This window comes from Bacteroidota bacterium (assembly GCA_037133915.1).
Lineage (GTDB): Bacteria > Bacteroidota > Bacteroidia > Bacteroidales > CAIWKO01 > JBAXND01.
In genome coordinates this window covers 143,287-165,164 of record JBAXND010000001.1, presented here as the reverse complement: position 1 = coordinate 165,164, position 21,878 = coordinate 143,287, and the positions used below count along the sequence as shown (strand labels likewise).

At 44.8% G+C, this 21,878-nt stretch carries 16 protein-coding genes; 3 read left to right on the top strand and 13 right to left on the bottom strand.

The window, feature by feature from the left end:
- Positions 1-2: 2 nt before the first annotated feature.
- From WCM76_00620 to WCM76_00610, 3 genes are all read right to left on the bottom strand, one after another.
- Positions 3-143 (bottom strand): hypothetical protein, encoded by a 141-nt coding sequence (locus WCM76_00620; protein ID MEI6764108.1) that lies wholly within the window; start codon positions 141-143, stop codon positions 3-5.
- A gap of 199 nt (positions 144-342) precedes the next feature.
- A complete protein-coding gene (rpmH, locus tag WCM76_00615) occupies positions 343-501 on the bottom strand; it encodes a 50S ribosomal protein L34 (protein ID MEI6764107.1) in 159 nt (52 codons plus the stop codon).
- A 135-nt stretch (positions 502-636) separates the two neighbouring features.
- Entirely contained in the window at positions 637-2,097 is a 1,461-nt protein-coding gene (locus WCM76_00610) for an aminoacyl-histidine dipeptidase (protein ID MEI6764106.1), read from the bottom strand.
- 384 nt (positions 2,098-2,481) lie between these two features.
- On the opposite strand from WCM76_00610, the gene WCM76_00605 reads away from it, so the two are divergent.
- The gene (locus WCM76_00605) at positions 2,482-3,006 is read left to right on the top strand and encodes an RNA polymerase sigma factor (GenBank protein MEI6764105.1); all 525 of its coding nucleotides are present in this window, start codon (positions 2,482-2,484) and stop codon (positions 3,004-3,006) included.
- Positions 3,007-3,018: 12 nt separating this feature from the next.
- On the top strand, positions 3,019-4,176 hold the full coding sequence (locus WCM76_00600) for a gliding motility-associated C-terminal domain-containing protein (protein MEI6764104.1): 1,158 nt from the start codon (positions 3,019-3,021) through the stop codon (positions 4,174-4,176).
- A gap of 37 nt (positions 4,177-4,213) precedes the next feature.
- On the opposite strand, the gene WCM76_00595 is transcribed toward WCM76_00600, so the two are convergent.
- The 7 genes from WCM76_00595 to WCM76_00565 form a co-directional block, all read right to left on the bottom strand.
- On the bottom strand, positions 4,214-4,600 hold the full coding sequence (locus WCM76_00595) for a PqqD family protein (protein ID MEI6764103.1): 387 nt from the start codon (positions 4,598-4,600) through the stop codon (positions 4,214-4,216).
- A 10-nt stretch (positions 4,601-4,610) separates the two neighbouring features.
- Positions 4,611-5,513 carry a patatin-like phospholipase family protein gene (locus WCM76_00590; GenBank protein MEI6764102.1) on the bottom strand — a complete coding sequence of 301 codons (903 nt, stop codon included), beginning with the start codon at positions 5,511-5,513 and terminating at the stop codon, positions 4,611-4,613.
- 60 nt (positions 5,514-5,573) lie between these two features.
- Positions 5,574-7,649, bottom strand: coding sequence for an oligopeptide transporter, OPT family (locus tag WCM76_00585; GenBank protein ID MEI6764101.1), 2,076 nt, complete (start codon positions 7,647-7,649; stop codon positions 5,574-5,576).
- Between the two features lie 152 nt (positions 7,650-7,801).
- Entirely contained in the window at positions 7,802-9,103 is a 1,302-nt protein-coding gene (locus tag WCM76_00580; protein ID MEI6764100.1) for an MFS transporter, read from the bottom strand.
- 24 nt (positions 9,104-9,127) lie between these two features.
- Positions 9,128-11,731: a gliding motility-associated C-terminal domain-containing protein gene (locus WCM76_00575; protein MEI6764099.1), complete on the bottom strand. Its 2,604-nt coding sequence runs from the start codon at positions 11,729-11,731 to the stop codon at positions 9,128-9,130.
- Between the two features lie 68 nt (positions 11,732-11,799).
- Positions 11,800-12,447, bottom strand: a complete 648-nt coding sequence (elbB, locus tag WCM76_00570) for an isoprenoid biosynthesis glyoxalase ElbB (GenBank protein MEI6764098.1) — start codon at positions 12,445-12,447, stop codon at positions 11,800-11,802.
- A 461-nt stretch (positions 12,448-12,908) separates the two neighbouring features.
- On the bottom strand, positions 12,909-13,622 hold the full coding sequence (locus WCM76_00565; GenBank protein MEI6764097.1) for a hypothetical protein: 714 nt from the start codon (positions 13,620-13,622) through the stop codon (positions 12,909-12,911).
- 554 nt (positions 13,623-14,176) lie between these two features.
- Between WCM76_00565 and WCM76_00560 the strand changes: the two genes are divergently transcribed.
- On the top strand, positions 14,177-14,458 hold the full coding sequence (locus WCM76_00560) for a hypothetical protein (protein MEI6764096.1): 282 nt from the start codon (positions 14,177-14,179) through the stop codon (positions 14,456-14,458).
- Positions 14,459-14,641: 183 nt separating this feature from the next.
- On the opposite strand, the gene WCM76_00555 is transcribed toward WCM76_00560, so the two are convergent.
- The 3 genes from WCM76_00555 to WCM76_00545 all read right to left on the bottom strand — a co-directional run bounded on the left by WCM76_00555 (position 14,642) and on the right by WCM76_00545 (position 21,740).
- The gene (locus WCM76_00555) at positions 14,642-16,837 is read right to left on the bottom strand and encodes a PKD domain-containing protein (GenBank protein ID MEI6764095.1); all 2,196 of its coding nucleotides are present in this window, start codon (positions 16,835-16,837) and stop codon (positions 14,642-14,644) included.
- A gap of 187 nt (positions 16,838-17,024) precedes the next feature.
- On the bottom strand, positions 17,025-18,116 hold the full coding sequence (gene mqnC, locus WCM76_00550; GenBank protein MEI6764094.1) for a cyclic dehypoxanthinyl futalosine synthase: 1,092 nt from the start codon (positions 18,114-18,116) through the stop codon (positions 17,025-17,027).
- A 144-nt stretch (positions 18,117-18,260) separates the two neighbouring features.
- The gene (locus WCM76_00545; protein MEI6764093.1) at positions 18,261-21,740 is read right to left on the bottom strand and encodes a gliding motility-associated C-terminal domain-containing protein; all 3,480 of its coding nucleotides are present in this window, start codon (positions 21,738-21,740) and stop codon (positions 18,261-18,263) included.
- Positions 21,741-21,878: the final 138 nt, after the last annotated feature.

Sequence of the window (21,878 nt, the reverse complement as noted above, 5' to 3'; positions counted from 1 at the left end):
CGCTATTCTTTTTTATCTTTTATTTCTTCAAAATCAATGTATTCGCCAATAAATTCTGAATTTTTCTTCTTGTCAGGAATATGTTCAATGGTCACATCTCCGGTTTTTTCTTTTCCCCGGGGCGAGGCTTGTTGCCCGTTCATAGTATCAAATCGTTTTTGTAACCTGAGCAGGTACCAACGCAGTAAAAGTGGCAATAAGTACCTAAAAAACAGCACAATTACCACATAAATAATAAAAAGCCAAAAAATAAATTTTATCATCGCCGTAAAAAAAAGAAGGAGATAATCGTGAAATTATCTCCTCCAAAATTAAAGGTTTTTATGTAGTTCAGAAATAAAATTATCTTTTATGTAATTTTTCATCTGATACGCTCAGTCTTTTTCTGCCTTTAGCCCTACGACTCGCAAGAACTTTACGCCCGTTAACTGATTCCATACGCTCCCTGAATCCATGGGTGTTTCTTCTTTTCCGTTGCGAAGGTTGAAATGTCCGTTTCATAATAGCTTATTTTAGGGAGTGCAAAATTACTTAATATTTTATATTCTGCAAATTTTTTTGATTAAAAAGCCTTCACAGATTGAAAAAAATAACAGGGTAGCCACATTACCACCCTGTTATTCAATAAATTAAAATTTATTTTAAAGGGGCATTTTTCAGGGTTTCTGTAAGGTAATCCCAGAACTTCTGTACCGATTCAATATTTACCTTTTCGGTCGGTGAATGAGGGTAGCGAATGGTGGGTCCGAATGAAATCATATCCCAGTTTTTATATACATCGCCCAACAAACCACACTCCAGACCTGCATGTATCACCTTTACTTCCGGAATTTTACCGAATTTTTTCTGATAAATTTCCTTCATGGTTTTCAATATCGGGGAGTTCACATTGGGTTTCCATCCGGGATAGCCTCCGTCAAATTTAACCTCGGCACCGGCCAGCAGGAACACGCCTTCCATCATAGCAGCCAGGTCCTCTTTGCTTGACTCAACCGAACTGCGCAACAAACAACTGATGTCTATTTTACCTTTTTCCATTTTTACGATGGCCAGGTTGTTTGATGTCTGAACCACACCCGGCATATCGGGAATCATAGAAATAACGCCATTCGGACAAGCATAAACAGCATTCAGGAAGTTGAATTGTGTTTTAGCATCCATCACTTTTGCGGGAGCATCGGCTTTGGCAACTTCAAACTGCAGGCCGGGTTCAACCGCCTGATATTCGTTTTTAAGAATGCCTGCAAATGCTTTTGCAAATTCTGCAAAAGCGGCTTCACCGGCTTTTGGAACGACCACCACGGCGTTACCTTCGCGTGGAATGGCATTGCGCAGATTACCGGCTTCAAAGCCCGCAACGCGCAATTTATGTTTGCTTGCTGCGGCGACCAAAAAACGAGCAAGTACTTTATTGGCATTGGCACGTCCGAGGTGAATATCCACACCCGAATGCCCGCCGTTCAGTCCTTTAATAATTACATTGTATGCAACGGAATCCGCAGGAACAGCTTCTTCCTGATAATTAAACTGTATTGCAGCATTGATACCGCCGGCGCACCCAATATACAATTCACCTTCATCTTCCGAATCGAGGTTCATCAGGATATCAGCCTGAAGCAGTCCGCCTTTAAGACCAAATGCACCTGTCATGCCGGTTTCTTCATCAATGGTAAACAAACATTCAATAGGTCCGTGCACCAAATCGGTTGCTTCCATAACAGCAAGCGCAGCAGCAACGCCAATTCCATTATCAGCGCCCAGCGTGGTACCGGTTGCACTAACCCATTCACCATCGATGCGGGGCAGAATGGGGTCTTTTTCAAAATCGTGCGCCATTTCGTTGTTTTTCTGAGGAACCATGTCAAGATGGCCCTGCAGAACAATACCCATGCGCTTTTCCATCCCGGGAGTCGCGGGCTTGCGAATTATCACGTTACCGGTTTCGTCAACGATTGTTTCCAGTTTCAGCCCTTTAGCAAAGTTCTGAACCCATTCCGAAATGGCTGCTTCGCTTTTTGAGGGGTGAGGGATTTTACATATTTCTGAAAATATTTTCCAGATTGCCTGTGGTTTTAAACCATTTAATTCATTAGCCATTTTATTATGTATTTGATTTGTAGTTAAATAATGTTTGGTTATACATTTAATTCTGTACTAAAAAACCAGATGAACTGTATTGAAAATCTGATTGGTTTTGCTCGTTTTCAAAAAATCCCGTAGGTTTGTATGCAAACAAATATAATTCTTTTTTGCCACAGCGGTGCTTGGAGCAAAAAAAATGAGTGTAAAAATGAAGGTAGAAAATAACAGCTGAAAAGCGTTTCGCGGCTAAAGCCGGGGATATAAAAAAAACAGAAACACGATTACTTATATTGTTTCATGCATTCATAGTGAATCAATGCCTGAAATGATTTTTAACAATATCATTATGCGAGGCAACCTTTTTTTTCCTATTCACGTCTTTAAGTGGTTATAAGGCTGATGAGTGCAGATAATCAATTAATTGAAGGGTGTAGAGCCAATAATCGCAAGGCGCAGAAAGCTATATTTGAGAAGTATAAAAACTCGATGCTTGGTGTGTGCATGCGGTATTGTAAGAGCAAGGACGAAGCCGAAGACGTTCTTATGGAGGCATTTATGACGGTTTTTTCAGAGATTCATTCGTTTAGAGGCGAAGGATCTTTTGAGTACTGGATAAAAAGAATCATGATAAACTCATCGATTAATAATTATCGGAAAAACCTGAAACATTACTTCCATACGGATATTGATGATATTGATGACCGAAAAATGGTCAAGAGTGAAAATGTAGAGGTATCGTCGGTAAAGGACATCATGAAAGTTGTTCAGCAATTACCGGAAGGATACAGAGTAGTATTTAATCTTTACGCAATAGAAGGTTACAAACATAAGGAAATCGCTAAAATGCTCGAGATAACGGTGGGAACATCAAAATCACAGTTATCAAAAGCTCGTAAAATGTTGCAAAGTAAAATCAGTATTTAAGCGCAGCACACTATGACAGACAATTTTAACATAGAAGATTTTGATAAGATAGACGAGATAGTTAAAAATGCTCTCGGCAACTTCAGCGAAACGCCTTCGTCTAATTTATGGACAAAGATGCGGCTGAAACTTTTCAAACACGACCTTTCTAATCTTTTCAGATTCAAGAAATCATTGAACCCATCGATGAACCCGGTAACACCGGTTTTCAAAATGGTATGGGTGCAGGTTGCAGCAGCCGCAGTTACAGTAGCGGTAGTTTCTACTATTATTTATATGGCTGTAACGCCCAAACAAAATTCCGAAATTGCCAATACAGACGATCATAATAAATCTATAAACAAGACTCCCGAAAAAACACAAAACAGCAAAACATTTAATACCGATAACAATACCACGCCTGAGCAGAATACAAACAACCTCCCGGTAATTAACAGCACTCATCCTGAGAACCGTAATGTAGTTACGCCTCAGCAAAACACAGTTGCACCTGTGCAAAAAGATTCAAAATATACGGAAAACGGAACTCCGGATAAAAGCAATAAAAACAATCAGCCATCAAACAATACCAATCCGGAGAACCAGAATATTCAGGATAATAACAACCTTACCGATCAGCTGCCTGTTAACCAGAACGGAAACAATCCATCTTACAATAACAGCGCAAATCAGGGAAATCAGAATAACAATCCCTCGGTGCTGAAAGTTCAGGGTGGCGGTAAGCCCGTTGATACCGTTACACAGCCGGGGCCGGATAAAAATAAATTGCAAGGTGTCGCAGCAAATGTGGAGAAACCAATAGTTGATGAACTGCCCGATCAGCAAAACGAAAACATTCCGGGTGATGTGATTGACAGTATAAACAACGGACAATGGCCGGGCGACAACACACAGCAGAATGATGATCATCCGCTGATTATCCCCAATGCTATTAATCCAAACAACGACGGTAAAAATGATTACTTCGTGATTCCGGAAATTGAATTGTACCCTGTAAATACATTGCTTATATTTGACCGTGGCGGTAAAATCATCTACCAAAAATCAGACTACCAGAACAACTGGAGCGGTGAGGGTTATCCCGGAGGTTCTTATTATTACGTGTTCACATACAAGAAAAAAGACGGAACCGAGAAAGTTGCACGCGGCAGTTTGTTCATAGTGCGCTAAGTTCTGTCAGAAAAAAATAATCATTATAAAGGCAACATCATCGTGTTGCCTTTTTTTCTTCTATTTCGCGGAAGCTGATATAGCGCGTTTCATAAAGCATGGTCATGAATTTTGTGACACGCATCTCCGCATCGGGCAAACCGCCTTCTTGGGCTTCATTCAGGTTTTGTATTATCTCCCCGACTTTTCGCACTCCGTCTATCTGCAACCAAACACTGCTTCCCAGTTCATCAAGATGAATTTTAAAATGCCGGGTACGGTTTTTAAACATAAAATTGTTGAATTTTTCATTGCTGAATTTCGGAACTAAAAGAATTACCATTCCTTTCTCATCAATTTCATGCCCTACTTTTGCAACAGGAACAACTTCCAGATAATTGAGTTTTTTGAGGATCTTTCGCCTCTGAAAAAAGTTTAATGCCACGTCCGTATTTTTAAGTTAAATTCAAATTTTCATTTTCTTCCAGTGCGGCTATCAGCGCCTGTCGTCCGGTCTCTATAAGCTCTTCTGCTTTGTAAAACTCAAATGTGCTGGCAGAATCGCGTGAAATGCTCACATGAATTTCAGGTTTGTATTTATCCACGGTAAGCGCAATAATCTGCTCCTGCATCATATCAAAACTCTTGTTCACAATATCAAGATAACCGATGGATTGGTTGTCTTTTGGAACCGGAGCGGAAGAGCCGCTGCCTTCAAGCAGTTCGGCAAGTGCGGTGCGGAACGAAAACCGTTTCTGCGGAATTACCGCAGGTGTGAATGCCGGTTTGCAATAGGGTTTGTTCGCATTGATGTCAACAATGGTCAGAATATCTCCTTCGGTGCGTTTTACCGCATCAACGGGCATAGGATTGATAACGCCGCCGTCAATCATTATGGTCTGGTTAAATTCAAGCGGAGTAATCACCGTGGGTATCGCGACCGAACCGCGGATGGCAAGAATCAGGCTTCCTTTATCGAATACGTATTGCTTCTTGTTGATGAAATCGGTTGCTACGGCAGCAAACGGAATATGCAAGTCTTCAATCATCTTATCTTTTACAAAGCATTCCAATGCTCTGAAAAAACGGTCGCCCTTGATGAACCCACGCCTGCCAAGCGTAAAATCCATCATGTTGAACACTTCAATTTTATCCAGTTTAAGCAGCCATTCTTTGAATGCCGACAAATTGCCCGATGTATAGATACCTCCGATTACCGAACCTATAGATGATCCGGAAACAGAAGTGATTTCATAACCGCGTTTTTCGAGTTCTTCAATCACACCTATATGTGCGATACCGCGTGCACCGCCACTGGCGAGCACCAGCGCCGTCTTTTTTTTATTCTGTGCTTCCATAAGTTGCAAATGTGCAAAAAAAAATGGGATTCTTTACCAGAATCCCATTTTAAAATTAGTTTAGAAACTTCCGCTTGGCGGAGGTGGTGCATCTGCTGCGCCCTTATTGCGCAATGGCAGCCACACAAGGGCAATACCAATAATAACGAGTACTACCAGACTAACACCAAATGAAGGGTTCTCAAAAATGGAGAATGTGGGTACATTCAGGAAATACAGTAATGCGAATACCAGCCCCATGAGCGCTTCCCCGGCAATAAAACCGGAAGCCAGCAGCACGCCCACGTTTTCTGCGCGTACTGCCTGACCAATGCTGAAGTTGTTCCTTTTCTGAAAATATTCAACAATACCTTTAACAACGCCACCCAGGAAAATAGCGAAGGTTGTTTCAAGCGGGAGATACATACCTACCGATACCAGCATCGGGCTCTTAACCTGCATCAGAATAAGACCTAAGCCCATGAGCATACCAACAATAATAAGTGGCCATGCCATCTGTCCGCCAACAATACCTTTTGAAAGCATTGCCATCAAACTTGCCTGAGGTGCCGAGAGGTTACGGCTGCCAAAACCGCCGTCATATCCTTCTTTAAGACCTTGTGCAATGTCGCCCTGATTCAGGATTACAAGTACGCCAAACATTACCGAGCCTGCGAGAATAACGCCGATAACATCGCCTATCTGCATTTTCCAGGGTGTACCACCAAGGATATGTCCGGCCTTGAGATCCTGTAACATTTCGCCGGCAACAGCTGCCGAAACACAAACAATCGCGGCAACGCCTAAAACTGAAGCAACACCTTCCTGTCCCGAAACACCGAGAGCCGCGAGAATAAGTGCGGTTACAACCAGTGCCGTAAGAGTAAGACCGCTGATAGGATTATTGCTGGAGCCCATGATACCTACAAGATATCCTGAAACTGCCCCGAACAAAAATGCTAAAATGATGAGCACCGTAGCTGCAACAATGGAAACGAGTAAACCGGCTTTAAAGATAAAGAAGGTTATAATGAACGTAAGAATGGCAACACCGAGAATGCCAATGATAATCCATGAAAAAGGAATGTCTTTGTCAATACGGCTGGTTTCGGATGCAGATGAACCGGCAGCTTTTTTCAGATCGCCGATGGCTCTTTTGATACCTGCACCAAGACTCTTGCGCATTTTAAACAGTGTAAAGCAGGCGCCCATGAGCATACCGCCGATAGCGATAGGACGAACAATGAAGCGCCACACCTGGGTAATCTGGAATGAAGAATCGCTTACGCGGGTAATGGCATCGTCGAGACCGAGCTTCGGATCTTTTGCCATGAGTATTCCTGCCCAGTCGGAAAGGAACTGAGTGTCGATACTCGGAGCGATGAAATAATAAATAATCGGAGCCAGCAAACCCCATGCAATGATACCTCCGCTGAAGTTGAGTGCACCAAGCTTGGGGCCTATGATATAACCAACGCCCATGTATGCGGGGCTGATACCGGGAGAGCTGAGCAACAATCCGCCTTTTCCTTTAATGGCTGTACCGGTAATGGTTTGTTTTGAAAAGGTGATGAATTTTTCCCAGCTTGTGGCAAAGAATTTGAATTCGCCCAGCGCTTTGATAACGGCACCGCCAATCATAGCACCAAATAAGAATTTGGAACCGCCGCCACCCGTGCGGCCGGCTTTATGAATTTCTGCTGCAGCAATAGATTCTGGGAATTTCAGTTCGGCATCATCAACCATTACACGCCTGAGCAGTGCAACGAACATGATACCAAGAATACCGCCGGCTATCAGAATAAGTGTTGAAGTAATGTAATGTCCCGGTGTATAAAAATCCGGCCAAATGCCGGCAATAAAAAATGCCGGTAACGTGAAAATGGCGCCTGCAGCAACGGATTCACCAATGGAACCAACGGTACGTGCAAAGTTCTCTTCTAAAATTGAGCCCTTCATCATTTTCAAAATAGCCATCCCGATAACGGCTGCAGGATAGGTGGCCGCAATGGTCATCCCTGCCTTCAAGCCAAGATAGGCATTGGCTGCGCCTAACACAACCGACATCACCAGGCCGATGATAAGCGCCCTTACGGTGAATTCGGCCATATTTGTTTCTGCCGAAACAAAGGGCACGAATTTCTTTTCCTCTGACATAATATTATGGTTTTAGTTTATAATTTATTGGTTCCGATATTTTCCGCTAAGTAAGAAAAAATCTTTGAATGCAGCAAGGTTTTTTTCCATCATGAATTACTCGTGCGACTAACCTGTCAAAGCCGCCTGTGTATCAGCAAAGGCTATGTTATTCAGGATGCAGTTCTTTTACTCCCAATATACCTGTCGAACAGGAAGAGTGCCACCATGGCAAAAGTGCCGATTAATACGAATATCATCCAGAATAAACCCGGACGATTCATGCCTTCAATAATGTGTACATAGAGAAACGCGCCTAATATTCCCCCAACGCCACTTCCTATCACACCATATAAAAAAGAATATCCGAGATACAGTGCTTTTTTATCGGTAGGTGCAATAAGCCCGACATAGGAAAAGAATTTGGGATGCGCTGTCATTTCGCCAACAGAGAACAGCAGCATAGATGCAATGAAAAGCCACGCATTTCCTGAGATAGCAAGCAATGCAATACCGGCAGTACCCAGTCCAATACCCAATATCATCGCGGTAAGCGCTCTTGTTTTTCTAAGTATTAATGATATTGGAATTTGCAGAATAATGATGGCTCCCGCATTGATTACCGTGACATGCTCGGCATCGAATTTCCAGGTCGGGCTGGTAACAAATAATGACAACACCGAATTCACAAAATTATTGACCGGCGTCATATCCATATATTCTTTCAGGTACCACAACACAGAATCGAACATCTGAAAATACAGTATCCAGAAACAGGAATAGATGAGTATCATGCCCATGAAGCGGAAATCTTTCAGCACCAGCAATGCCCCTCCGAATACTTTTAACAGACTTTTATTTTCTCTGTTTTCAGGACGGTTTGGTTCGCGATACACAAAAATATTCAGGAAGAGCATGGAGCCGGTAAATATGGATGCCATGATAAAAATATACGACCATGAATAGGATTTGAGCCAGGGTATAAGTATCAGGGGAAACAGAAAGGCACCCAGATTGATGGACCAGTAATAAATGCTGAATCCCTGAGAGGAATTTTTTTCGTTGGTGGTTTTTGCAATGGTTCCGGAAATAATGGGCTTGAATAATCCCGCGCCCAGTGCCATCACAATAAGACTTGCAAATACCAGCGCATAGGACGTTACCAGACTTGTGAGAAAATAACCGAGACTGAGCAGCACAAAGGCAAACATCAGTACACGGCGGTAACCATAGCGGTCTGCAAGGGCGCCCGATAAAATCGGAAGGAAATAAAGTAGTGGTGTTATAGTACTCTTTATCGCACCGACGCTTTCTTTTGAAAATCCGAGACCGCCTTCGGGAATGCTCATAACAAGGAAAACAGAGAGCACCGACATCACGCCATAATAGGAGCCGCGTTCAAAAAACTCCATGGTTATCACTGTCCAGAAGGTGCGCGGGTAGCCTTTTTTCTGAACACTTACATCATCCGCCATACTAAAAATTTTCAGTGAAATCCCTTATCTGAGCAGGTGAACCCATCCGGTAATGGTTCGTTTGGCGAGGCCTCCAAGCCTGCGTTCCCAAACATCACAAACATAATAATAAACACCGTCGGCGCATTCAATGCCGCTGTTCTGATTTTTACCGCTCCAGTTTATGGCAGGATCGGTTGAATGGAAGATTACCTTGCCCCAGCGGTTGTATATCTGAATATCTATTTTCTCGACAAAATCATACGGGAATGGCTTAAAGTATTCATTGACGCCATCGCCATTGGGGGTAAAAACATTGGGTAATTCATACAGGTGGCAGAGGTCAATATCCACACAAATAAGTTCACCGGGTACCGATTCATTGCCGGTAGAATCAACAGCCGTGATGTAATAACATCCGGCAACGGTAAAGATATCCGAGTGAACAAAAAACGTATCAACCATGCTGTTCGTTGAAAATATCAGCAGGTAATCATTGCTCTGATCGGGTGAATAATAAATATTATATTGATTCACGTCTTGAGCACAACTTTTATCGGGATAATACCAATTGAGAATATTCCTGATAGCCTGACAATCGGGCGTAACCGTAAGCGTTGGCGGGCAGGGCGCTTCATTATCAACCGGAATCCCGCATTTCTCTTCAGAATAATTTATCAAAGGATTTGCAAAGCCCGGAGCCGAATAATGACCAACCCCTTTTACTTTATAGCAGTAGGTAATACCATTCACCAGCCCTGTATCGGCAAAAGAAGTTGTAAACGATTTGCCGATGGAATCCCATAATAACGTCGAAGGATTCTTACGATATACTGCATAATAATCATTCGTCCAGGGGACATCCAGTGCCCAGTTCAGTGTAAGGGTATTATCCGATGGGCTGAGTGAGAGGTAGGTTGAGGTTGCTTCTTCGGTGGCACCGATATAAAAACGATTGCCCGGCGTATCATTATAAAAATCGATGCGGTAATGCTGCGGAATATCGGCAGTATTGATTAATGAGTCAATATAAGTTGTGTCGTTGATATCGACCAGCGAATCAATAAGAGTGAGCGCACCGCTCAGGTTGGGTCCTCTATAAATTAGATATTTGAATGGTCCCGGAATTTGTATTGTATCAAAATCAACAGCTTTTGACCATGCCACAAACACAGAACCGTTTACGGCATCGGTATTCCTTACACTGGCATGGATAATAACTGGAACGTCTTTGGTGAGTTGTGCACAGGCTTCGAGTGAGGCATAACTCTCCGCACCATCGGGGTAATATGCATAGACCATGTAGCAATAGTCGTAACCGCGTATCAGACCGGAGCCGTTGTTATTATCAATATAGGCAGTATCGATAAGTCCCGGAACATCCGCAATCTCAACATAACCTGTATAAGCAGGAATGCCCGTTTCGCAATTGCCGGGGAAAAATCCGTAATAGCCATTACGGCGATACACTTTGTATCCGATAGCATTTGAGCATTTGCTCCTGTCCCATTTCAGATGAATCGTATTTCCGGAGGGCGACGCAGAAAGATTTTCGGGAGCGGGACCTACTACGGTGATACGCAAGGATGCAAAATCAACCAGACTTACCGGTTGGCTGTTATCTTCGACTTTAAAGTTTACCTGATACGGTTGTTTTTTAACGTGAGAGCACTCCGTCTGCCATGTAAACAGTGAACTTACGCTGCCCGTTCCCTGCACCGGCTGGGTGAAGTGCGCCGGACTGTTTGTGATAACCAACGAACCACCATTACCGGTGAGTGTAAGCACATCGCCCGCGTCGGGGTCGGTAGCAACAATATTATATGATAAGTGGGTTCCGGCAAGCACGCAGGTATCATGAATATTAACAAGCTGTGGCGGATGATTGTCGCAAGGAACAACGGTGATTTGCATATCACGCCTTACGGAACCGATATGAATCCCATGACGCCATTCGTCTATAATGATGCAGATATTGTATTCGCCGTTGAGCTGTGGGCTGTCCCAGAGCAGGTCGCCGGTAATGGCATTAATGCCAAAGTAATTATTTGCCGGAGGAAAAATATATCCCGGAATATAATATCCGCCTTGCCCTTTGCAACTGTCAATGCGGTATGAAAGGCTGTCGCCGTCGGGGTCGTATGCCCAGGGGTTATGAACGAAAGGCTGGAACACACAGGCATTGTCGATGGGTGGATTGAGCAGCACCGGAGAGCTGTTTTCTCCCAGAAACGGATTGATGACGAGTTCTGTCTCTATATAAAACGGAATATTTACCGAATTGGGGATGTTGAAGATTCCGGCATTGCGGTTGGGGTCTTCGAGCCAGAGCATGTATGAGCCGGGGGCGGGATAGGTATGCCTTCCGCCGGTGCCGGTGCCATTGTATGTGTATGTATTTCGGCTGACATTATTCGGAAGATTTATTTTTTCTACGCGTTCTACCACATCAGAGGAGCCGTCGCCCCAATGCAGTTCCAGTTCCGGCCGGTCGGCCAGGCTGGGCGTGAAGGTGTAAGTAACGATAGTAACTTCGTAGGTAAGCGGCGACAGATATTTATACGTAATCTCCCCTGCCCTCTGGTGGGTAGCATAGGTGTACAGTGTGAAAAACACCAACAAAAACGACAGGGATATAGCTTTTCTCATTTATTCAAAAGCGAAACATCAAAGATACGAAAAAACCGGGCCTTGCGGGGATGAAAAAAATCACAGAATTACATATTCCCGAGCATGGCCTTTACGATGTTATCAGCGCCTGCGGCAATCTGAACCAAACCGGCATCAAGCATATAACAGGGCGTTGAGAACACATTATTTGCTGCATCCCTGATAACTTCACCATGACCGGTTTTAGTATGTGTTGCGCCCATTTTATTTATCGCTTCTGCAGTACCTGCATCATCGCCTATGGTAACGTTAATATTGCCGAGGATTTTGGCAAGCAGTACGGGTGCAATACAGAGGGCGCCAATGGGTTTATTAAGGTTGTGCATGTCGCGAATGGCCTTTTCAACATCAGCGTTCACCGAACAGTCTGCACCATCAAAAGCAAACGTACAGAGGTTTTTTGCTACACCGAATCCGCCCGGAATGATAAGGGCATCGAACTCCGCCGCGTTGAAACTGCTGAGCGGAGCAATGTTGCCGCGCACCAGCCGTGCCGATTCAATAAGTACGTTGCGGCTTTCGGCAGTTGCTGTTTTGCTGAGATGGTCTATAACGTGATGTTGCTTCACATCGGGCGCAAAGGCAGTCCATGCGGCACCATTTTTTTCAATGGCAAAAAGTGTCATCACTGCTTCGTGAATCTCGGCACCGTCGAATACGCCGCAACCGGCCAGTACCACTGCAAATTTTTTCATATCCTGATATTGAAGTTCTGAATCATCCGGATTTTCTTTTCCGTTAAGGAATAACAAAAATAGTATAAACGAAGATGAAAAAATGAATTAGTAATTAGTAATGAAAAATAGCAGGGCAACAAATTCAATTTCTTCTTTGCTCATCGGGATTCCTCATTACGCTTCGCTTCAATCGGAATGACGATATTCTTTGAGTCTGGGCGGCAATAGCAGGCGGCATAGCCGCCTGCTATTGCCGCTCCCCTATAAACAGAGACAGTGTCATTCCGAACGCAGTGAGGAATCTCTGGCTGAGAGGTGAAGGTTTAAATATATACTCTTTAGCCGCTTGTGATGTCAATGGTTGCGGAGTGTAACGCAGCGAAGTATCTGACACTATTTTTCAAAAATAATTTCAGAGATCCCGGATTGACAACACCTGCAACATGAAAATTACCGCAAAGGGTTTCGTGCACAGCTGTTCAGAAGTGAAGTTGGTTGATAAGGGTGGTTTCCAGCGAACGGTATCCGTACTGAGCCTTTACGTATGCCTTAATCCGTGTTACCCGTTCGGCTAATTCCTTATACTGTGCGATGCGGGCAGTGCGGGCGTTCTTCAGCAACACCGTAGCCTGCGCAATATTATCACTCATACCGTCGAGGCAGTCTGCCAAAGCCTGCAATGAATCAATCTTTAACGAATCCGCTGCCGGATTATAGCCCTGAAACTGAGACAGGGCGCTGATGATGTCCCGGAATAAGCCTGCTACGGCGCCATAAGAGCGCTCGGAACGGCTTACTGCACGGGGTTCAGTCGCTGTATCCGGTTCTGCAACGGGACAGACAGGCCGTGAAGTTCTCATACGCCGTATATACCCGGCAATGATGCTGAGTTCGATGGAATGCTTGCCGTACTGAGCTTCTACAGCTCCGCGTATACACGGAAGCAGTTTCTCAACCGATTCTCCTGACCGGCGAAAGGCCTTTGCCCTCAGAAAGGCAGCATGACTGTAATTCTCTTTCATGGCTGCTTCGGAATCATTGAGGGTAACAAGCCCGTTGACAAGTGTTGTCATTGATGCAAGCTGTTCCTGCTCGCGCGGAGGATTGTATCCGTCGAAATCACGGATATAAACAACAAGATTTTGTGCTTTGTGCAGTTGTGCCCCAAAGGACTTTGGAGAGTTTGTCTTCATGTATTGTTTTTTTTATTGCCCGAAGTGCCGGACGATTTCCTTTCTCAAATATACGACCTCCGAACACAAAATGCATCATTTCTGTGATAAAATTAATTCACAATGTGTTCTTTTATAAAATTACAAATACACTGTTTTTTTTAGAGCGCATTTTTTCTTTCTTTGAACTTTTGAGCGCAAAAGTTCCAAAACGCTTCATTTTCCGAAGGCGTTTCTCAAACGCACGGGCTTACGCGGAAAAGTGTTTCAAGCCCATGCTTTGGCCCGACCCTTTAGCCCGACTTGAAACCTTTTCCTCATAACGCTGCCGGAAAATGGTTTTCCTTCGGAAATCGGTTTTTGATAATTGCTTTTATTAATAGCGTGACCTTATCTAACCGGGACTTTTCGTCCGGTTCATTCCTTACGTTGGTTACGAAAGCAAGGAATATATTATCGAAATATTTCATACTTCGAGACATCCCAACTTGAATATGTTATTGAACAAGCAGAAATACAATTGCTGCAAGCCGTGTCAGGGTTGAGCATGCCCCGGTATACATTTCCGATACGGCATGGAACAGATTCTTACATTAATGGAACAAATACTCAGAGTATGGGAACACTTACTCATGCCATGGGAGCAATCATTTTTGGCAAGGGGAGCACTTACACATGCAATGGGAGCACTCACGCATTTTTTGGGAGCAGATACAGAAGGCAAGGGCATAGTCTCAACGGCTGATGGAGTAATTACAAATGCCATGGGCGACGGTACAACTGTTATCGGTGCATACTCACATGGCAAGGGAGCAATTGGATTAAGCAAGGGAGGGAGCCTACGGTACCCGGGATAAAAATCAAGATGCAGCGGATGGAAAATCCCCGTCAACTCAACGTTTACAGTAGCGTTTTCTGAAGTAATTTAAGTATGATTTCTTTCACTTTTCCTTCGTTTCGTTTTCCGCCCTGCCCGAAAACAACAAGGGCTGTACCTTGAATTCAGATTCGGTACAGCCCTTTTATATTGGTCAGTCTGATTAATAAATCACCAGTTTATCGGTCTTCAGGATGCCCTCATTATTTCTGATAACAAAGAAGTAGGTTCCTGAAGAAAGGCTGCCCTTGCTGATGAGCAGTTCACGGTTCATAATACCGTTGCTTTTCATAACCATTGTTCCGAGCACGTCATAAAGCTCAAGTTCAAAACTGCTGTTCTGCATTGGTGACGTTACCATAAGAACCGCTGTTTCGCTGAAGGGGTTCGGATACAATGTGAAGGCAACAGAAGAATTGATTTGTTGAATGCCGCTGTTCATTACGGTTACCGTATCGCAGAACGCGGATGAATCGCCGCAGATATTCCATGATGAGAGGCAAACGTAATAATCGCCTGATGAAGTATAAGCATGTGTAGGATTGGCGTTCGAAGAAAAACTGCCATCACCGAAATCCCACATCCAGCCCGAAGCACCGGCAATAGTGCCTGTGAAGTCTGCCGTCAGACCTGTAACTAACGCTGTAAAAGCGTCTGATAATATTTCAGGACATGTGGTAACGTCTGTGTAAGCGGTATCGGTAACACCACAGAGGTTAGAAGCGATGAGCATTACCGTGTAAGTGCCATTGGCAGCATAGGTGTGTGATGGATTTTGTGCTGTAGACGTTGCCGAGCCATCGCCAAAATCCCAGATGCGGCTCGTTGATGTGGCTGTAGTATCCGAAAAAATAACCGATGTTCCGTTATCGTTAAATGTAAAACCGGCATCCAGAACTTCGGGACATACAGAAAAAGTCTGATAAGCGGTATCCGTTTTCCCGCAAAGGTTAGCTGCAATCAGGCTTACCGTATAGGTTCCATTCAAAGTATAGGTGTGAGACGGATTCTGAGCTGTGGTGGTAGCCGTGCCATCGCCAAAATTCCACAACCATCCGGTAGCCGTGCTGCTTGTATCGGAGAAATCCGCGGTGTTTCCGTTAATCAGATAGGTAAATCCGGCCGATAAGGGTTCGGGGCAAGCCTGAACGTTCTGATAGGCCGTATCCTTGGTGCCACAAAGGTTGCCTGTTATCAGACTAACTGTGTAGGTTCCGTTTGTGGTGTATGTGTGGGTTGGATTCTGAGACATATCAACAGGAGAACCGTCGCCGAAATTCCACGCCCAGCTTACGGCAGTTGCGGTGGTATCGGTAAAATCAACAGAAGGTCCGTTGTCGGTATAAGTGAACCCTGCAGCCAATACTTCGGGGCATGTTGTGATAGACTGAGTGGTGGTATCTTTCAGCCCGCAGGGACTTTCTGTAATAAGGGTCACCGTGTAGGTACCGTTAGTGGCATAAGTGTGCGACGGGCTTGGAATAAGGTCCATGGGCGAGCCATCACCAAAATACCAGTTTGAGGAAGCAGCATTCACAGAAATATTCGCAAAGTTCATCTGGCTGCCTGTCTGATTCGATGTAAAATCAGCAATGGTTTTTCCGCCGCAAACAGTAAAAGTAGTGCAGGTGGTGTCTGTTTTACAGGAATTGGTGATGTAACTGCAGGCGGTATACGTTCCTCCTGCCGGGTATGTATGCATAGGATTCCAGATTGCGTCAAGCGGAGAACCGTCGCCATAATCCCATACAGAATAAAACGATGAATCGGAAGCATCCGAGAGCTGCATGGTAAGCGAATCCACCACTACGGCATTTGCATTGTATGTGATTACCGTATCGTAGTAGAGATAAACACGGCTGATGCCGCCGGAGCCTTCGGTCCAGAGACTTTGTGGAACTGTGCTTGCAAGAGGGAACTGCATACCCAGACGGGAAAGCGTAACCGCGTTTCCATGGATGGTACTTGACACCGGCATGGCTACATAAGAGTTTATTCCGGCTCTTGAACCGAGTACTCCTATTATATCGCCTGTCTCAACCTGAATATTCACCGGAAAAATACCTGTGGAAGAACCATCCTGAACAAGGAATAATGTAGTAAAGTCATCTGTGGAAGACATATACACTGGCGGAGTGTTACGAAACCTCATAATCGCGATTGACTGATTTCCGGTACCGGCATCCGTTGGAATGCTTGCGCCTGTTATTGTAAAACAGCAGGGTGCCGTGAACCAGTAACCGCGTACATTGCCGGAGAAGGTTGAACCCTGTGCCGGTAACGGCATCTGAATCTGTACCTGTGCAGATACGGCCATGCTGATCACTATGAACAGAATGACAGAATAAAAATGTTTCATGTTTTTTGAATTTAGGTAGGTTGTAAAAATAATAAAATTTCCATATAATGATTGCAAATTCATATCATTAGTTTTCGATAAAATATCTTTGGAAAAATGCACTGTAAGAAAATGCCACGTCCAATGGCAGATTCGCAAACCGTGATGCACAGTCTGCATCAGGTATCTAAAGAAAGTTCAGGAAAATCTAATCGTTCAGAAACTCAAACTGCTGATTGCGCTGTCGCGGAATGAAGCCTGCATCTTTAATAGCCTGCTGCATCTGTTCTATATCGAGACTGTAATCGGCACCGGCGGTTGACACCACGTTCTCTTCAATCATCACCGAACCAAAATCATTGGCGCCGGCATGCAGGCAGAGTTGTGCGGTGGGCACTCCTACCGTAAGCCACGATGCCTGAATATTATCAAAGTTAGGAAGCATAATGCGGCTGAGTGCAATCATCTTCACATATTCCTGTTTGGAAACGGAATTTGAAATTCCGAACTTCTCTTTAAGCAGGGTTCCGGCATCCTGATACGGCCAGGGAATAAACGAAATAAAACCTGTTGCCCCTTCGGGTTTCTGATGCTGTACTTCGCGAATGCGGATCAGATGTTCAATACGTTCTTCCATGGTTTCCACATGACCGAACATCATGGTTGCCGACGTGGTGAGTCCAAGTCTGTGCGCGACTTTCATTACTTCAAGCCATTCGGCAGCCGAACATTTTGCGGGCGATATTTTTTTACGCACTCTATCGGATAATATTTCGGCGCCTGCTCCCGGCAAACTGTCGAGACCGGCTTCTATAAGTGCATTCAGCACCTGTTCGCAGGTCATGTCTTCCAGTGTGGCAATATGCACAATTTCGGGAGGTCCGAGGGCATGCAGCTTCAGGTTGGGGAAGCTGCTTTTAAGTTCCATGAACAAGCCTATATAAAAAGAAAGGCCTAACGCAGGATGCATTCCGCCCTGCAGCAATACCTGATTACCGCCCAGCGCAATCAGTTCTTCAATTTTCTCTTTATACTGCTCTGTTGTGGTAATATAAGCATCGGGGCTTTTGGGCCGGCGGCAAAAGTTACAGAATTTACACTGCGATACGCATACATTGGTGATGTTGATATTGCGGTCAATAAGCCAGCTCACTTCCTTTACGGGATGTTTGCTCATTCGTATTTCATGGGCAACCTCCATCAATGCCGGGAGCGGCACTTCGCGAAAAATAGCTATTCCTTCGGCAGCGGTGAGAAATTCTCCGCCAAGTGCCCTTTTCAGTACTTTCTCAGTATTCACGATATTAATTTAATGTAGAGCAAAATTAGGATAAACCCGTGAGCTATGGGGCAATTACGTTTAAAAACATTTGCGGATAAGATATTAATCAACAAAAGAGGCCGCAGGAATGCTGCAGCCTCTCTGAATTTCCAGCAGATTATCTTAATGAAGTACGGATACGTGACCCACTTTTTTATATTGCTCGCCGCGGGCATCTTTATACCATAATATCCATACATAAACATCTTCTTTGATGTTGTCGCCTTTATGATCACCATCCCATGCCTGATTCAGGTCGTGCGTTTCCCACACCAGTTCGCCCCAGCGATTGTAAAGATATAATACGTATGAATTGGGGTCGGCATTGGTAATTATCGGTTTCCAGGTGTCGTTAATTCCGTCACCATTGGGAGAGACCGTATTAGGTATGTACACAAAGATTTCGGGAAGCACTTCAACGATACGTGTGGTAGTATCGGCACAGTTATGACCGCTGGTTACGATCAGCTGTATGGTATGAAAGCCTTCTCCTATGTAAGTATGAATCGGGAACTCAATATCGGAGCTGTCTTTATTCAGACTGAGCGGATCGCCGAAATTCCAACGCCATGTAACCGCAGAGAGCGACATGTCAATAAAATCGACATTCGGGTCTGAAAAGTCAACCACATCGGGATGTGCATTGAAGTCGGCCACCGGAATGCGATAAGCATGCACATCGGTAGACGCAGAACCAACGCAACCATCGTAAGTTGTAACTGTAAGTGACGGATTGAATGAACCGACACCCAGGTAGGTATAAACCGGTGCCACCTGACTTGATGTATCGTGTGTAGTAAACGGATCATCGAACTGCCACACTATGGATGAATCATTTGAATTGTTATTGTATGAAAAATACACGGTGAGAGGTTTGCAGCCTTCATTAGGTTCCGCAATCAACGATAAACTTACGGGTGCAAACACATTCACGGTACCCGTAGCAGAACCGGTACATCCGACAGCATCGGTTCCGTAAACCGTGTAGGTAGTTGTGAATTGAGGTGTAGCTGTAACAGATGCTGAGGTTGTTGAAGACAAACCGGAAGTAGGTGTCCATGAATAATTCAAAGCCCCTGATGCTACTATTGTTGCAGAGAATCCCGGACAAACCGAAACAAGTGAAGGATTCACTGCCATGGTAAGGGCAGAATTAACGGTTACGGTTTGCGTGGCAAAGTCTACGCATCCTGTAGTCGGGTCGGTATAAGTATAGGTGATGGTGTGCGTACCGAGGCCTGCTGCAGCAGGATCAAAGGTGGTACCCGTAACACCGGGACCTGAAAATACGCCGCCTGCCGGGCTGCCGCCGCTGAGCTGAAACGACGGAGAATAGCTGCATACCGTTTGTATCGGGCTTAATGTAACAATGGGAAGCGGGTTAACAACGATATCTTCGGTAACATCATCAACACAACCCGTAACAGGATCAGTATAAGTATACGTAAGTGTAAAGGTTCCCGCACCGGCAGTTGTCGGATCAAAAGTGCCGCCGGTTACTCCTGTGCCTGAATATACGCCACCGGCAGGAGAGCCGAATGTAAGTGCAAACGATGCAAGGTCGATACAAACATCAGGTATTGGCACCGAGGTAACCACCGGGAGCGGATTAACCGTAATAGTTCCTGTTGCGGAATCAGTACAGGTGTTGGGGTCGGAATAAACATACAGAACCTGATGCACACCGGTACCTGCCGTTGAAGGATTAAAGAGTGTTGCCTGAGTACCGTCGATATAATACGTGCCACCCACAGGATCGCCGCCCGTAAGCGTGAATGTGGGAAGGTCGATACAAACATCGGGGAATGCCGCCAGCGTAACTATTGGAAGCGGATTTACTGTAATTGTTTGAAAGGCGGTATCGGCACATTGGTTATTATCTGAATAAAAATATACAACCGCTGTAACACCTGCACCTGCAACAGCAGGGTCGAATGTATTATTGGTAACACCGGTTCCGGCAAAGGTGCCACCGGTGGGTGTTCCGAAGTTAAGTGCAAAAGCCGGCGCATCAATACAAACCGCGGGTATTGGGCTCACCGATGCTATCGGCATTGCATTTACAGTAACAGACTGTGTAATGGAGCTTGAGCACAAATTCCCATCCGTGTAAACGTAAGTAATAATATGGGTACCGATACCTGCAGCAGCAGGATCAAATACGCCGTTGTTGACGCCGGTTCCGACGTAAGCACCGCCAAGCGGTGTACCTTGCGTAAGTGTAATCGGAGCCACATTTATACAATATGGACCCATTGAAGCAAATGATAATACCGGAAGCGGGTTAACGGTAATTGTTGCAGTAGCAACGCCCACACAGTTATTGGGTGCGGTATAGGTATAGGTTATTACAAAAGTTCCCGCACCTGCCGCTGCAGGATCAAAAATACCATTACTGACACCGGTGCCTGAGTACACTCCGCCGACGGGGTTTCCACCGGTGAGCTGTAATGGAGAAGCATCGATACATAAGGCTGAAAGCGGAGACATGGTTACAACGGGCGGAGGACTTGTTGCTACAACATAATTTGCAGTGGCTGTACAGTTATGTGCATCCGTTACGGTAACGGTATAGCTTCCTGCAGGAAGGTTGCTGATTGTAGGAGAACCGGGTTGTCCGCCTGACCATGAATAAGTAATGGGTGACGAACCATTATTCACGGTAAGTGCTATTGAGCCATCGAGTGTTCCCGTGCATGTTTCATTTACAATAACGGCAGATAACGTAATGCCGGGATAGGTTACCGATTGAGTGACTACCCAGGTGGATGTTTGGTTGGACGCACAGCACACCCATGGGGGGCATGAGCATTGGTAATAGCTATAGCAATAATGCACACAGCAGGGATCATAAACGTGCAGTGAAGGGCAGCTGTTGGAGCCGGGTAAACCGGTACAGCACCATGCATAACTACCACCACCGCAGGGAATCTGAATCTGGCTGGAAGAGTATTCCGTATTCACATAAAAGCAGCATGTTCCGATTATTGTTTGTGATACTCCGGTTGGAGTATAACCGGATGGAGGTGTGCCAACAGGATTGCAAAGGGCTTTCATGCCGCCTTTCATCTGACCGTTGTTCTGCTGCAGAACACCCTGTCCGCCGATGCTGTCGCCAGGAACATCTTCCTCAAACGGGCTGACACCGGTAACTCTGCTTACGGGAGCCCCCGGAGTATAATAGTAAGTACCATCGCTTCCAAACATTACAATGCGGTAATAAAGAATATCGGGATCACCTTCGGCCAGCCGGTCGTTGTACATGTATCGTCCATGGCCTGTTTCGGTAGAATACAAAATAGTGTTGAAATACTCAATGCTGGTAGGATAAAACAGTGCATGCACATCCGGGAGACCGGAAGCTGCGCTCTTTGCCAACGGGAAAAAATTAATGCCGTCTAGGCTCTTCTCAACAGTAACTTTCGTTATTGCCGGTGTTGTGATGTTTTCCCAAACAATGTGCGTAACTGTGTCGCCAACAATTCCCACATGCATAAAAATGGTGCTTTGCTGACCCGACAGTTGGTTTTGCCCGAAGGCAATTCCGCCGCTGCCTATAAAAAGGGCAAGAAACAACATGAGTAAACTCTTCCGGAGGTTCATCTTTATTATTTTGTTTTTTTTAATTACGATGCAAAAATAATCAAATTAGAAAAGCATTAAAAGTCTCAATCAATTTAAAATCTGCTAAATATACAACAATTTGGTATAATAAGTCCAAAAACAAGGTTCAATTAACTT